The organism is Pseudomonas sp. WS 5411 (genome assembly GCF_012985595.1).
Taxonomy (GTDB): Bacteria; Pseudomonadota; Gammaproteobacteria; order Pseudomonadales; family Pseudomonadaceae; genus Aquipseudomonas; species Aquipseudomonas shahriarae.
The window spans coordinates 140,838-153,865 of the sequence record NZ_JAARMC010000005.1 but is presented as its reverse complement, the minus strand read 5'-3'; the positions used below and the strand labels follow the sequence as shown (position 1 = coordinate 153,865).

Sequence of the window (13,028 nt, the reverse complement as noted above, 5' to 3'; positions counted from 1 at the left end):
ATTCTTGGATCCAACAGCTCAGGTTGAATGGGGAGTCACTACGCATGGACAAAGTCGTCATCATCACCGGTGGCAGTCGTGGGATCGGCGCCGCCACAGCCTTGCTGGCGGCCCGACAGGGCTATCGCATCTGCATCAATTTCCAGTCCGATGAAGCCGCCGCGCTGCGGGTACTGGAGCAAGTGCGCGCACTCGGTGCCCAGGCCATTGCGGTGCGCGCCGATGTCAGCATCGAAGACGAAGTGATCAGCCTGTTCAACCGCGTCGACGCCGAACTGGGGCGCGTCACCGCGCTGGTCAACAATGCCGGGACCGTCGGGCATAAATCACGGGTCGATGAGATGTCCGAATTCCGTATCCTGAAAGTCCTCAAGACCAACGTGCTGGGGCCGATCCTGTGTGCCAAGCATGCGCTGCTGCGTATGTCGCCCAAACATGGCGGGCAGGGTGGCAGCATCGTCAACGTCTCGTCGGTGGCCTCGCGCATTGGCGCGCCCGGTGAGTATGTGGACTATGCGGCGTCCAAGGGCGCGCTGGACAGCTTCACCGTTGGCCTGTCCAAGGAAGTGGCGGGCGAGGGGATTCGTGTCAATGCCGTGCGCCCCGGCTACATCTACACCGAGTTCCATGCCCTGAGCGGCGACCCGGATCGGGTCAGCAAGCTTGAGTCCGGCATTCCCATGGCCCGCGGCGGGCGCCCGGATGAAGTGGCGGAAGCGATTGTCTGGCTGTTGTCGGACAAGGCGTCCTACGCCACCGGGACGTTTATTGACCTGGGGGGCGGCCGCTAGCAGGCCTGCCGTAACGCGTCAAAAGGTGGGCAGCACCGAGTAGCCTTTGCGGGCGAACTGGTCCAGGCGGTCAGCCTCGGAGTTGTGCAGGATGACCACACCCCTTTCGGAAAAACCGTCTATCTTGCCGTTGCGCTCCTCACTACCGTCGAGCTTGCACTCGTCCAGGTTATCAATGAAGCGCAACACCTTATCCAGATCGTAGGCGGCGTTGGCGCGAGCGTCCGGGTCCGGATTGGCTTGTGTCCAGTCGCCCAGATGCCGCTTGAGATCCCGGTCCAATTGCCAGCGATCGTTACCGTCGACGTAGTCCGTCAACACTGCACTCTGTTCGATAATCCTTTCCGCCGAACGGTGATCCCCTGCAGGGCGCCCCATGGGGCCAGTCAGTCGGCGAACTGCGCGCTGTTCTGCGACCCGCATGTAGTTGGGCGGGATGGGCAATGGAAAATGAAAAAATGGTGGTAGGACATTGTTCATGGCACCTCTCTTTTTTGAGTGAAAAGAGGCGAATGCTAAACCGCGCAATCACGCGGTCCAACGGCACCGTTGAGCTGATCTATTTCAAGGCGTTTTTCAAAACGAACGCACAATCCGCCCCAGCGTCTCCATGGCCTTTTCCGCTGTTTCATCCCAGGGGCTGCCGTAATTCAGACGGATACAGTTACGAAAACGCTGGGTCGGCGAAAAGATCGGCCCCGGTGCAATGCTGATGCCCTGGGCCAGGGCCATCTGGAACAGTTTCAGCGAGTCGGTCTGTTCCGGCAGCTCCAGCCACAGGAAATACCCGCCGGCGGGCTGGCTGACCCGGGTCTGCGCCGGAAAGTAACGGGCGATGGCCGCGAGCATGGCACTTTGCTGTTCTTCCAGGGCATAACGCAATTTGCGCAGGTGGCGGTCGTAGCCGCCGTGTTGCAGGTAATCGGCAATGGCCGCCTGGGCCGGCATCGAGGCGCAGAGCGAGGTCATCAGCTTCAGACGTTCAATCTTTTGCGCGTAGCGGCCTGCCGCAACCCAGCCCACGCGATAGCCCGGGGCCAGGCTCTTGGCGAAGGAGCCGCAGTGCATCACCAGGCCTTCAGTGTCGAAGGCCTTGGCCGGCTTGGGCGCCTGTTGGCCGTAGTACAGTTCGGCGTACACATCGTCTTCAATCAGCGGCACCTGGTGCCCGCGCAACAACTCGACCAGCTCCTGCTTCTTGGCCTCGGGCATGGTCGCACCCATGGGGTTCTGGAAGCTGGTCATACACCAGCAGGCCTTGATCGGGTAGCGCTCCAGGGTCTGGGCCAGCACCTTCAGGTCAATGCCATCACGCGGATGCACCGGAATTTCCACGGCCTTGAGCTTCAAGCGCTCCAACACTTGCAGGCAGGCATAAAACGCCGGGGCTTCGATGGCCACCAGATCGCCAGGCTCAGTCACCGCTTGCAGGCACAGGTTCAGCGCTTCCAGGGCGCCGTTGGTGATCAGCAGCTCTTCCATGGGCAGCATCAAGCCACCGACCATGTAGCGCAGGGCGATTTGCCGGCGCAGTTGCGGATTGCCCGGCGACATGTCCGTGACCACCATGCGCGGGTCCATTTCGCGGCTGGCGCTGGCCATGGAGCGGGCCAGGCGTTGCAGGGGGAACAGCGTCGGGCTGGGGAAGGCCGAGCCGAAGGGCACGGTCTGCGGATCCTTGATCGAATCCAGTACCGAGAACACCAGCTCACTGACGTCCACCTCGGTGGATTCGTGAACATGGGCGCTGACTGCCGGCTCCGAAAACGGGCTGGGCGCGTGGGTGTTGACGAAATACCCGGAGCGCGGCCGCGCCCGGATCAGGCCGCGGCGCTCCAGCAGGTAATAGGCCTGGAACACCGTGGAGGGGCTGACGCCATAGGTCTGGCTGGCATAGCGCACCGACGGCACCCGCTGGCCCGGCCCGAGGACGCCGGAGCGGATCAGTTCAGCGATGTCGTCGGCAAATTTCTCGTAGCGTTTCATCGTGATCCTAATGTTCTACAGCGGTCAAAATGTGGGAGAGGGCTAGCCTGCTCCCACAGGGGGATTGCGTGGGTCAGCGGTTCAGCGGCGCGACAAAACGGCTGTCGGCGACACTATAAACACTTGGCTCGTCGATATCCGTTACCTTGAAACGGATGGTTTGCGAGCTGCTGGTCGGCTTGTCACGGGTCAGCGCCACAGACACCGGCACATCCGTGATCTCTCCGGGCGCCAGGCTGATCTCGGTCTTGCCCTGTAGCTGGAAGCCTTCACCATCCACCAGTTGCACGCGGTAATCCTGGCGCTGCTGGGTCTTGTTGATGATCTTCAAACTGTAGATGTTCTCGATCAACCCCTGGCTGTTCTCCCGGAACATGCCACGGTCCTTGGTGACGTCCAGCGAGACCATGGGCCGTTGCACCAGTGCCATCACCAGGGCGGCGATCATCACCAGCAGCACTGCACTGTAGCCGATCAGGCGTGGCCGCAGCAGGTGGGTCTTGCCACCCTGCAACTGATGTTCGGAGGTGTAACTGATCAAGCCCCGGGCATAACCCATTTTATCCATGATCGAATCGCAGGCGTCGATGCAGGCGGCGCAGCCGATGCACTCCATCTGCAGGCCATCGCGGATGTCGATGCCGGTGGGGCAGACCTGCACGCACAAGTGGCAGTCGATGCAGTCGCCCAGACCCACATCGGCCGGGTTCACATCGCGTTTGCGCGGGCCACGGCTTTCGCCACGGGCGGCGTCGTAGGAAATGGTCAGGGTGTCCTTGTCGAACATCACGCTCTGGAACCGTGCATACGGGCACATATGCATGCACACCGCTTCCCGCAGCCAGCCGGCGTTGATGTAGGTGGCGCCGGTAAAGAACAGCACCCAGAACAGGCTGACACCGCCCATCTGCCAGGTCAGCAGCTCCTCGGCCAGGGGCCGGATCGGGGTGAAATAGCCGACAAAGGTCAAGCCGGTCAGCACACTGATTGCCAGCCACAGGGTGTGTTTGGCGGCGCGGCGCGCCAGTTTATTCACGCTCCAGGGCGCGGCCTGCAGCTTGATCCGCTGGTTTCGCTCACCTTCGGTGACTTTCTCGCACCACATGAACAGCCAGGTAAACGAGCTTTGCGGGCAGGTGTAGCCACACCAGACGCGGCCGGCAAATACCGTAATGGCAAACAGCCCGAAGGCACAGATGATCAACAGCGCCGACAACAGGATGAAATCCTGGGGCCAGAAGGTTGCGCCAAAAATATGGAACTTGCTTTCAGCCAGGTCCCACAACACCGCCTGGCGTGAGTCCCAGTTCAGCCACACGGTGCCAAAAAACGCCAGGAACAGAAAGCCTGCACCGCTTATGCGCAAGGTCCGGAACAGGCCGGTGAAACTGCGGGTGTGAATCAGGTTGTCGCTGGATTTGGCCTTCATCTTCTTTGGATGTGCAGGCTCGAAATTTTCTACTAATCGGACGGGGATTCTATCGCTCATGGTCTTTCGCTCATCAGCCTCCATCAGGCGGATGAACTATGGGCCGCGATCTGTTTGCATAACAGACTCAGGTAAAACCATAAAAAGCGGATCAGATGAGTTTTTAGCGCGCCGCTGCGACAATGTGCAGCACCCCGCAAGCCGCGGGGCCGGTGCCTGGATCAACAGCACGCAAGGCATGCTGATCCAGGTCAATCAAATCACCGAATCACCGGTGCTGGCCTTGAGGTGCTTGCGCCCGTCAATGGCACCTGCGACGGTCAAGGCGTCCGCCTCGGCTTCGGTGATGTAGATCCGTTGGCCGTCGATCTCGACCGCCGACATGGATTTGTCGCTGTCGGTAATCACCGTCACCTCCAAAACGCTGCAGCGTTGTTCTTCACCGTTGTCGTCGGTCTTGAAATAGCAGGTCTGGTTTTCGATACGTACGGGCATGGTCTTCTCCTGGTTGTTCGGTGCTGTTCATTAGGTGATGCACGCGGGCCAATGGTTCGGCGCAACTGACTGGCGGTCGTTGCTGTCCATCTTCTATCTCCCATGAAAAGGACAGGACCATGGACGCCTGGTGGCAAGAAGTCTGGCAAACCCTGCAAAGCGAATTCGCCGATATCGGCGATGCGCGGCAACTGACGCAAATCACCCTACGCCTGCTGATCGCCGCGATTCTGGGTGGCATCCTGGGCTTTGAGCGCGAACAGAAAGGCAAGGCCGCCGGTGTGCGCACCCATATGCTGGTGGCGATGGGCGCAGCCTTGTTTGTGCTGGTGCCACAGATGTCCGGCTCCCAGGCAGACGCCATGAGCCGGGTGGTGCAGGGGGTGATCGCCGGTATCGGTTTCCTCGGCGCGGGGACGATTCTCAAGGGCAAGGAGGAGGACACTGGCCAGCACGTCAAGGGCTTGACCACCGCAGCCGGCCTGTGGATGACCGCCGCCATCGGGGTGGCGGCGGGGTTGGGCAAGGAGTCCACTGCGGTACTGAGCACCGTGCTGGCGCTACTGGTGTTCAGCGTGATGCCAAGGATTGTGAAACTACTAGACAAGCCTTAGCTTCGGGCTCCTACACGATAACCGGCGGCATAGTCGTAGGCGGTTCTTCCTTTGCCGGTGGCACGCTTTCCGGCGGTTCCTGTTCGGGAATCGGCGCAGGCTCGGTCGGCGGCAAGGTCGGTGTATCAATATTCGGGTCGGGTGTTTCAGCAGGAATCGGGATGTTCATCGCGGTGGCCTCGTTTGTGTTTTGCTCAATCGGTGGACAACCGCCACGGCCGATTGATTCCCGCCCGGTGGCGGCACATCCCTCTGAACGTTCCGCCGGCCATCGGGCTCGGACCTTATGTGGCCGGTTCAAGAAGAGCCCGCCTGCAGCACTGACAATCACGCACAAGAGCGTTCTACCCGGATTAGCTCATGGTCTTTCGCTCATCAGCCCCCGCAAGCCGCGGGGCCGGTGCCTGGATCAACAGCACGCAGGGCGTGCTGATCCAGGTCAGTCAAATCACCGAATCACCTGTGCGGCCCTTTAATCACCGCCGCCTGCTCAGGTCACCAGATCGCTGTAGGTCACTTCACCAAACACCTTGACCACGAACGGTGGCCTCCCGGGATCGCCGGCGATCATCACCACGCTTGTGTGGGTACCCGGCAGGTAGTGAATCTGCATTTCACCGCTGGCGCCTGAGAAGTTCTCTACCAGGTTAAGGGGTTTATTACCCAGTTGGGCACGAACTCCCGAGACATCGAGCTTGTCACGGCCGTGGGCAAAGTTCATGACTTCGCTCGGCGCTGCCAGGATCGATTCGCCAATATTGCCGAAGGTGAAGGTTTGGCTGCTGCCTTGGGCAGGTGGATTGTCCCTGGGCTGGGGTGTCTGGGTTGTCTGTATCGGCGGGTTATTCTCCGGTGTTGGCTTTGCCTGGGACGGTGTCTCATCCGTTGGCGTGTCCTGGGGGAGTGCGTTCAATGATTGGCCGAGGCCGGAAAGGGCCTTGGCGGTGCCTGCGCTATCGCGCTTGCGCTGCTTGATATTCACTTCCTCCAGACGCAACTCTTGCTCGACTTCCTGGCTGGCCCTGAAATCCGCCTCGGGGTCGCCGGTGTTCATGCGTGATCTGATTTCATTCTTACTCAACCCAGGGACCTCCACGGCTGCCGCAGTATCTTGCAGATGCTCGAGGTTTGTTTGGCTCAAGAATGTCTTGAATTCGTTGAGTTGCCTGATCGTTCCGGCGGCATTGGGGCCATTCTGCATCGTGCGGATATTGGCCGGGCTCAACAACGTGCGCAGTTCGCTGAGACGGCTCCTGGTCTCCATGGAAAACGGCTCGCGCAACATTTGTATGACACTGTCGCGGTTCAATAACTTGCCAACTTTGTCGGCTATTACAGAGCCTGCGTCAGGCGTTTGTGGGCGAGGCTTGGCCTGTGCAGTGGCGGCCTCGGACTGCCGGGAGGGATAGCCACGCTCGGCAGGCTTTGCGTCAGGCTGGCGCGTGGTTTTGAACTGTGAGGTAGGCGTTGGCTGCTGACGCGGTCTGTCAGGCGTTTTTGTTCGTGAGGGGGCACTTGGGCCGGCCTTGAGCAAGCGCAGAATCTCTTGAGAATGATTAAGTGGCACTTTTTCAGGAAGCGACGTGATAGGTCGGTACGGCTGATGATTAGCGGGTTGAATTGACATGATGAGCCCTCGCATGGGTTTGACGTGATGCATGCGCAAGTCAGCCTATCTTCGGGCGAGGGCGATCGACTTCAGTGCTTTCGGGCTGGTTGGTAGGACGTATCTCTAATGCTTGCCCGATCGCGGGCAAGCAGCGACGCTTTTCAGGCGACGACCGGTGGCGCGGTTTGCGGTGGGTCCTCCATCGGTGGTGGCTGGTTTTCAGGTGGCTCCTGCTCGGGAATCGGCACTGGCTCAGTGGGCGGCAGTGGTGGCTTGTCTATATTGGGCTCTGGGGTTCGTGCGGGATCGGGATACTCATCGGTATGGCCTCCTTTGTGCTTTGTTGTATCGGGGACAATCGGCACGACCGATTGATTCCCGCCCGGCGGGCGGCACATCCATCTGAACTTTCCGCGAGCCACCGGGCTCGGACCTTATGTGGCCGGCTCAGGAAGAGCCCGCCTGCAGCACTGACAATCAAGCACAAGAGCGTCCATGGGGCGTAAGGGGAGATGCTCGATGACGGCTGAAATACCCGGATTACCACTGTCCCAGGCACTGTTGCTGCCCAGGATCGCCATTGAAGACACGATGCCGGTGATTGATGCCGGCGCATTCGCCGTCAAGGCCGTGCAAGGGCAATCCATCCACGTTACCAGCAAGGTGTTCGCCGACGGCCATGACCAGTTGGCCGTGTTGATTCGCTGGCGGTCGCTGAGTGAAGACAACTGGCATCGCGAGGTCATGGCAGACAAGGGCAACAACACCTGGGAAGGCACTTTCGACGTCACCCTGCAGGGCCCGCACCAATATTGCATCGAGGCGTGGATCGACCATTTCGCCAGTTTCTGCTACGAACTGGGCAAGAAACACACCGCCGGGGTTCCCGTCAGCCTGGAGCTGCAGGAAGGTCGCCAGCAGGTCTTGCAAGCCGCTGAACGCAGTGAAGGTGAGCTGCAGGAGCACTTGCAGCAATTGCATCAACAATTGTCCGGGCTGCTGGAAACCGAGCAGGTCGCGTTGTTTCTGCACGAACACAGTGCACAGCTGATGGCCGAGGCCGATTTGCGCCCCTACCTGAGTATCAGCCCAGTGTATCCACTGGATGTGGAACGGCCCCAGGCGCTGTTTGCCAGTTGGTACGAGCTGTTTCCGCGCTCGATCACCGACGATGCGGCGCGTCATGGCACTTTCAATGACGTGCATGGGCGCCTGGCGATGATCCACGACATGGGCTTTGACGTGCTGTACTTCCCGCCGATCCACCCGATCGGCCGCAGTCACCGCAAGGGCAAGAACAACTCACTGACCGCCGGCCCCGAGGATCCCGGCAGCCCGTATGCCATCGGCAGCGAGGAGGGCGGCCACGACGCCATCCATTCGCAACTGGGCACCCGCGAGGATTTCCGCCGCCTGGTAGCGGCCGCCGCCGAGCACGGCCTGGAGATCGCCCTGGACTTTGCCATCCAGTGTTCCCAGGACCACCCCTGGCTCAAGCAGCATCCCGGCTGGTTCAACTGGCGCCCGGACGGCACGATCAAATATGCGGAAAACCCGCCGAAGAAATACCAGGACATCGTCAACGTCGACTTCTATGCCGCCGATGCGATCCCCAGCCTGTGGCTGGAGTTGCGTGATGTCGTGCTGGGCTGGGTCGAGGAGGGGGTCAAGACCTTCCGCGTCGACAACCCTCACACCAAGCCGCTGCCATTTTGGCAATGGTTGATCAGCGACGTACGGGCCCAGCACCCCGAAGTGATCTTCCTCGCCGAGGCCTTCACCACCCCGGCGATGATGGCGCGACTGGGCAAGGTCGGTTATTCCCAGAGCTACACCTATTTCACCTGGCGCAACACCAAGGCCGAATTGAGTGAGTACTTCACCCAGTTGAACCAGTCGCCCTGGCGTGAATGCTACCGGCCGAACTTTTTCGTCAACACGCCGGACATCAACCCGGGCTTTCTGCATGAGTCCGGGCGCCCCGGCTTTTTGATCCGTGCCGCGCTGGCCACCATGGGCTCGGGCCTATGGGGCATGTACTCGGGTTTTGAGCTGTGTGAAAGCGCGCCGGTGCCGGGCAAGGAAGAGTACCTGGACTCGGAAAAGTACGAGATCCGCCCCCGGGACTTCAGCGCCCCCGGCAACATCATTGCCGAGATTGCCCAACTCAACCGCATCCGCCGGCAAAACCCGGCGCTGCAGACACACCTGGGCCTGACGCTCTACAACGCGTTCAACGACCACATCTTGTACTTCGGCAAGCGCAGCGAGGATGGCAGCAACTTCATCCTGGTCGCCGTCAACCTCGACCCGTTCAACGCCCAGGAGGCGCATTTCGAGCTGCCGCTGTGGGAGATGGGCCTGCCGGACGATGCCCAGGTGCAGGGCGAAGACCTGATGAACGGCCATCGCTGGACCTGGTACGGCAAGACCCAATGGATGCGCATCGAGCCCCATATGCCATTTGGCATCTGGCGCGTAACCCAGCCTTGAGTCGGATGCAGATCAACTGTGGGAGCGGGCTTGCCCGCGATGGCAGTGTGCCAGTCAAGTATCCATCAACTGATCCAGCGCTATGGCGGGCAAGCCCGCATACATTGATCCAGTCCAGTCTGTAAGTTTTCTTTAATTTCCCAGGAGTTTCCAATGGCGAAGAAACCCAAGGCTGCCACCTTTATCAAAGACCCGCTCTGGTACAAGGACGCGGTGATTTACCAGGTTCACGTCAAATCCTATTTCGACTCCAATAACGACGGCATCGGGGATTTTCCCGGGCTGATCGCCAAACTCGACTACATCGCCGACCTGGGCGTGAACACCATCTGGCTGCTGCCGTTCTACCCTTCGCCACGCCGTGACGACGGCTATGACATTGCCGAATACCGTGGTGTGCACAGCGACTACGGGACCATGGCCGACGCCAAGCGTTTTATCGCCGAGGCGCACAAGCGCGGGCTGCGGGTGATTACGGAGCTGGTGATCAACCACACCTCGGACCAGCATCCGTGGTTCCAGCGCGCGCGCAAGGCCAAGCCTGGCTCCAGTGCCCGGGACTTCTACGTGTGGTCCGATGACGACCAGAAATACGACGGCACCCGCATCATTTTCCTCGACACCGAAAAGTCCAACTGGACCTGGGACCCGGTCGCCGGCCAGTACTTCTGGCACCGCTTCTATTCCCACCAGCCGGACCTCAACTTCGACAACCCGCAAGTCATGAAGGCCGTGCTGTCGGTGATGCGCTACTGGCTGGACATGGGCATCGACGGCCTGCGCCTGGACGCGATTCCTTACCTGATCGAGCGCGACGGCACCAACAACGAGAACCTTCCCGAAACCCACGATGTGCTCAAGCAGATCCGTGCCGAGATCGACGCCAACTACCCCGACCGCATGCTGCTGGCCGAAGCCAACCAATGGCCGGAAGATACCCAGCTGTACTTTGGCGACCAGAAGGGCGACGACGGCGACGAATGCCATATGGCCTTCCATTTCCCGCTGATGCCGCGCATGTACATGGCCCTGGCCCAGGAAGATCGCTTCCCGATCACCGATATTCTGCGCCAGACCCCGGAAATTCCCGCGAACTGCCAATGGGCGATTTTCCTGCGCAACCATGATGAGCTGACCCTGGAAATGGTCACCGACAAGGAACGCGATTACCTGTGGAACTACTACGCCGCCGATCGCCGCGCGCGCATCAACCTGGGGATTCGCCGACGCCTGGCGCCCTTGATGGAGCGCGACCGCCGCCGCATCGAGCTGCTCAACAGCCTGTTGCTGTCCATGCCTGGCACACCGACCCTGTATTACGGTGATGAAATTGGCATGGGCGACAATATCTACCTGGGCGACCGCGACGGCGTGCGCACGCCGATGCAATGGTCCATCGACCGTAACGGTGGTTTTTCCCGCGCCGACCCGGCCAGCCTGGTGCTGCCGCCGATCATGGACCCGCTCTACGGCTACCAGTCGGTCAACGTCGAAACCCAGGCCCAGGACCCCCATTCCCTCCTGAACTGGACGCGGCGCATGCTGGCGATCCGCAAGCAGTCCAAGGCGTTCGGGCGCGGCACCCTGAAAATGCTCTCGCCGAGCAACCGCCGGATCCTCGCTTACACCCGCGAATACACCGGCGTCGACGGCAAACAGGAAATCATCCTGTGTGTGGCCAACGTGTCGCGTACCGCCCAGGCGGCGGAGTTGGACCTGTCGGCCTTTGCCGGCATGGTTCCGGTGGAAATGCTCGGCGGCAATGCCTTCCCGCCCATCGGTCAGCTGAATTTCCTGCTGACCCTGGCGCCGTACGGCTTCTATTGGTTTGTGCTGGCCGCGGAAAACCAGATGCCCAGCTGGCATGTGGAGCCGGCCCAGAGTCTGCCGGACTTCACCACCCTGGTCCTGAAAAAACGCCTCGAAGAATTGCTCGAAGCGCCGTGCCGCACCACTCTGGAGCAGACTTCACTGCCCAGCTGGCTGGCCAATCGGCGTTGGTTCGCCAATAAGGACTCAACCATCGACCGCGTGCATATCGCTTATGGCGTGCGCTTTGGCGATGCCCAGCATCCGGTGCTGCTCAGTGAGATTGAAGTGACCAGCGGCGGGCAGACCAGCCGTTATCAGTTGCCCTTCGGCCTGCTGGGCGAAGATCAGTTCAGCAGCGCCTTGCCGCAGCAACTGGCCCTGGCACGGGTACGCCGGGTGCGCCAGGTGGGCCTGATCACCGATGCGTTCAGCCTCGACAGCTTCATCCGCGCGGTGATCGAGGGCCTGCGCGCCGAGACCGTGCTTACCAGCAGCGATGGGGAGATCCGTTTCGAGCCGACCCCACAATTGCCCGACTTGCCCCTGGGCGACCAGTTGCAAGTGCGTTACCTGGCGGCCGAGCAGTCCAACAGTTCAGTGGTGGTCGGCGAAAGCCTGGTGCTGAAGTTGATCCGCAAGGTCAGCACCGGGATTCATCCGGAACTGGAAATGGGCGCCTACCTGACCGCCGCCGGCTACGCGCATATCTCGCCGTTGCTGGGTTCGGTGATCCGCCGCGATGCCGAAGGCCAGGACAACCTGTTGATGATTGCCCAGGGCTATCTCAGCAATCAGGGCGATGCCTGGGGCTGGACCCAGAACAACCTGGAGCGGGCGATACGCGATGAATTGGCCGAAGCGATTTCCGAACAGGAACAGCACTACAACGCCCTCGGCGAACTGGCGGATTTCGCCGGGCTGCTCGGGCAACGGCTGGGGGAAATGCACAACGTGCTGGCCGCGCCAACCACCAACCCGGACTTCCAGCCCGAAGTCACTACCGTCAAGGACAGCCAGGGCTGGGCCAAGCAGGTGGGCGCGCAGATCGAGCGGGCATTGCAACTGCTCAAACAGCATCAAAACCAATTGAACCCCGCCGACCAGGGGTTGGTCACTCAACTGCTGGCACAGAAAAAGGCGATTGCCAGCCATGTGCAGGCCTTGGCAAAAGCCACGGTGGGCGGCTTGCGCATCCGGGTCCATGGGGATTTGCACCTGGGCCAGGTCCTGGTGGTCAAGGGCGATGCCTATCTGATCGACTTCGAGGGCGAGCCCGCGCGGCCGTTGCACGAGCGTCGGGGCAAGCACAGCCCGTACAAGGACGTCAGCGGCGTACTGCGTTCGTTCGACTACGCCGCCGCCATGGCCCTGAATGTGCAAGGGCAAGGGCTGGATCACTCGGCCGATACCGATGCCTCGCGCCAACGCGTGGTAGATCGCTACCTGACTGAAGCGCGTCAGGCATTTATCCAGGCGTATCAACAGGCTACGTCTACACTGGCGCATGACTGGCAGGATGCCAAAGGGGCAGAAGCGGCTCTCGCATTGTTCAGCCTGGAGAAGGCGGCGTATGAAGTGGCCTACGAGGCAGAGAACCGCCCGACCTGGCTGGCAGTGCCATTGCGCGGATTGCACGGGTTGCTGGACGGGCGTTAAAGGCGTACGTCAAAACAAAGCAGATCGAATGTAGGAGTTGTCGAGCTTTCGCCAGGCTACGATGGCGGCGTTAGCTGACACTGCGCCAGCGCTGGCAAGCCAGCTCCCACATTTGATCCTTAGTGTCACAAGCGGTGGGAGAA

Annotated in this window: 10 protein-coding genes; 4 read left to right on the top strand and 6 right to left on the bottom strand. The window is 60.8% G+C overall.

Annotated features, from left to right (window positions below; all coding sequences use genetic code 11):
• Positions 1 to 44: 44 nt before the first annotated feature.
• Positions 45 to 791 carry an SDR family oxidoreductase gene (locus HBR93_RS11110; RefSeq protein ID WP_169960338.1) on the top strand — a complete coding sequence of 249 codons (747 nt, stop codon included), beginning with the start codon at positions 45 to 47 and terminating at the stop codon, positions 789 to 791.
• 18 nt (positions 792 to 809) lie between these two features.
• Here HBR93_RS11110 and HBR93_RS11105 read toward each other — a convergent pair whose 3' ends face one another.
• The 4 genes from HBR93_RS11105 to HBR93_RS11090 form a co-directional block, all read right to left on the bottom strand.
• Positions 810 to 1,169 (bottom strand): hypothetical protein, encoded by a 360-nt coding sequence (locus HBR93_RS11105; protein WP_225923789.1) that lies wholly within the window; start codon positions 1,167 to 1,169, stop codon positions 810 to 812.
• Positions 1,170 to 1,367: 198 nt separating this feature from the next.
• Positions 1,368 to 2,777, bottom strand: a complete 1,410-nt coding sequence (mapR, locus tag HBR93_RS11100; RefSeq protein WP_057436622.1) for a GntR family transcriptional regulator MpaR — start codon at positions 2,775 to 2,777, stop codon at positions 1,368 to 1,370.
• Positions 2,778 to 2,850: 73 nt separating this feature from the next.
• On the bottom strand, positions 2,851 to 4,266 hold the full coding sequence (gene ccoG / locus HBR93_RS11095; RefSeq protein WP_057436620.1) for a cytochrome c oxidase accessory protein CcoG: 1,416 nt from the start codon (positions 4,264 to 4,266) through the stop codon (positions 2,851 to 2,853).
• A 195-nt stretch (positions 4,267 to 4,461) separates the two neighbouring features.
• Positions 4,462 to 4,701, bottom strand: a complete 240-nt coding sequence (locus HBR93_RS11090) for a DUF3203 family protein (RefSeq protein WP_057436618.1) — start codon at positions 4,699 to 4,701, stop codon at positions 4,462 to 4,464.
• 119 nt (positions 4,702 to 4,820) lie between these two features.
• Here HBR93_RS11090 and HBR93_RS11085 point away from each other — a divergent pair, with 119 nt between their 5' ends.
• The gene (locus HBR93_RS11085) at positions 4,821 to 5,315 is read left to right on the top strand and encodes an MgtC/SapB family protein (RefSeq protein WP_057444089.1); all 495 of its coding nucleotides are present in this window, start codon (positions 4,821 to 4,823) and stop codon (positions 5,313 to 5,315) included.
• Positions 5,316 to 5,325: 10 nt separating this feature from the next.
• Here the strand turns inward: HBR93_RS11085 and HBR93_RS11080 are convergent, their stop codons facing one another.
• Positions 5,326 to 5,484, bottom strand: a complete 159-nt coding sequence (locus HBR93_RS11080) for a hypothetical protein (protein WP_162947732.1) — start codon at positions 5,482 to 5,484, stop codon at positions 5,326 to 5,328.
• Positions 5,485 to 5,805: 321 nt separating this feature from the next.
• Positions 5,806 to 6,942 (bottom strand): M10 family metallopeptidase C-terminal domain-containing protein, encoded by a 1,137-nt coding sequence (locus HBR93_RS11075; RefSeq protein ID WP_169960337.1) that lies wholly within the window; start codon positions 6,940 to 6,942, stop codon positions 5,806 to 5,808.
• A 501-nt stretch (positions 6,943 to 7,443) separates the two neighbouring features.
• Here HBR93_RS11075 and HBR93_RS11070 point away from each other — a divergent pair.
• Both HBR93_RS11070 and treS read left to right on the top strand, forming a co-directional pair.
• Positions 7,444 to 9,417 carry an alpha-1,4-glucan--maltose-1-phosphate maltosyltransferase gene (locus tag HBR93_RS11070; RefSeq protein WP_115128257.1) on the top strand — a complete coding sequence of 658 codons (1,974 nt, stop codon included), beginning with the start codon at positions 7,444 to 7,446 and terminating at the stop codon, positions 9,415 to 9,417.
• Positions 9,418 to 9,570: 153 nt separating this feature from the next.
• Positions 9,571 to 12,885 (top strand): maltose alpha-D-glucosyltransferase, encoded by a 3,315-nt coding sequence (treS, locus tag HBR93_RS11065; protein ID WP_169960336.1) that lies wholly within the window; start codon positions 9,571 to 9,573, stop codon positions 12,883 to 12,885.
• Positions 12,886 to 13,028: the final 143 nt, after the last annotated feature.

What these genes read in the sequence shown, in the direction of transcription:
- HBR93_RS11110 (WP_169960338.1), top strand. Translation starts at nt 45, where the DNA reads ATGGACAAAGTCGTCATCATCACCGGTGGCAGTCGTGGGATCGGCGCC.
- ccoG (WP_057436620.1), bottom strand. Translation starts at nt 4,266, where the DNA reads ATGAGCGATAGAATCCCCGTCCGATTAGTAGAAAATTTCGAGCCTGCA.
- HBR93_RS11070 (WP_115128257.1), top strand. Translation starts at nt 7,444, where the DNA reads ATGACGGCTGAAATACCCGGATTACCACTGTCCCAGGCACTGTTGCTG.
- HBR93_RS11105 (WP_225923789.1), bottom strand. Translation starts at nt 1,169, where the DNA reads ATGGGGCGCCCTGCAGGGGATCACCGTTCGGCGGAAAGGATTATCGAA.
- HBR93_RS11080 (WP_162947732.1), bottom strand. Translation starts at nt 5,484, where the DNA reads ATGAACATCCCGATTCCTGCTGAAACACCCGACCCGAATATTGATACA.
- HBR93_RS11085 (WP_057444089.1), top strand. Translation starts at nt 4,821, where the DNA reads ATGGACGCCTGGTGGCAAGAAGTCTGGCAAACCCTGCAAAGCGAATTC.
- mapR (WP_057436622.1), bottom strand. Translation starts at nt 2,777, where the DNA reads ATGAAACGCTACGAGAAATTTGCCGACGACATCGCTGAACTGATCCGC.
- HBR93_RS11090 (WP_057436618.1), bottom strand. Translation starts at nt 4,701, where the DNA reads ATGCCCGTACGTATCGAAAACCAGACCTGCTATTTCAAGACCGACGAC.
- HBR93_RS11075 (WP_169960337.1), bottom strand. Translation starts at nt 6,942, where the DNA reads ATGTCAATTCAACCCGCTAATCATCAGCCGTACCGACCTATCACGTCG.
- treS (WP_169960336.1), top strand. Translation starts at nt 9,571, where the DNA reads ATGGCGAAGAAACCCAAGGCTGCCACCTTTATCAAAGACCCGCTCTGG.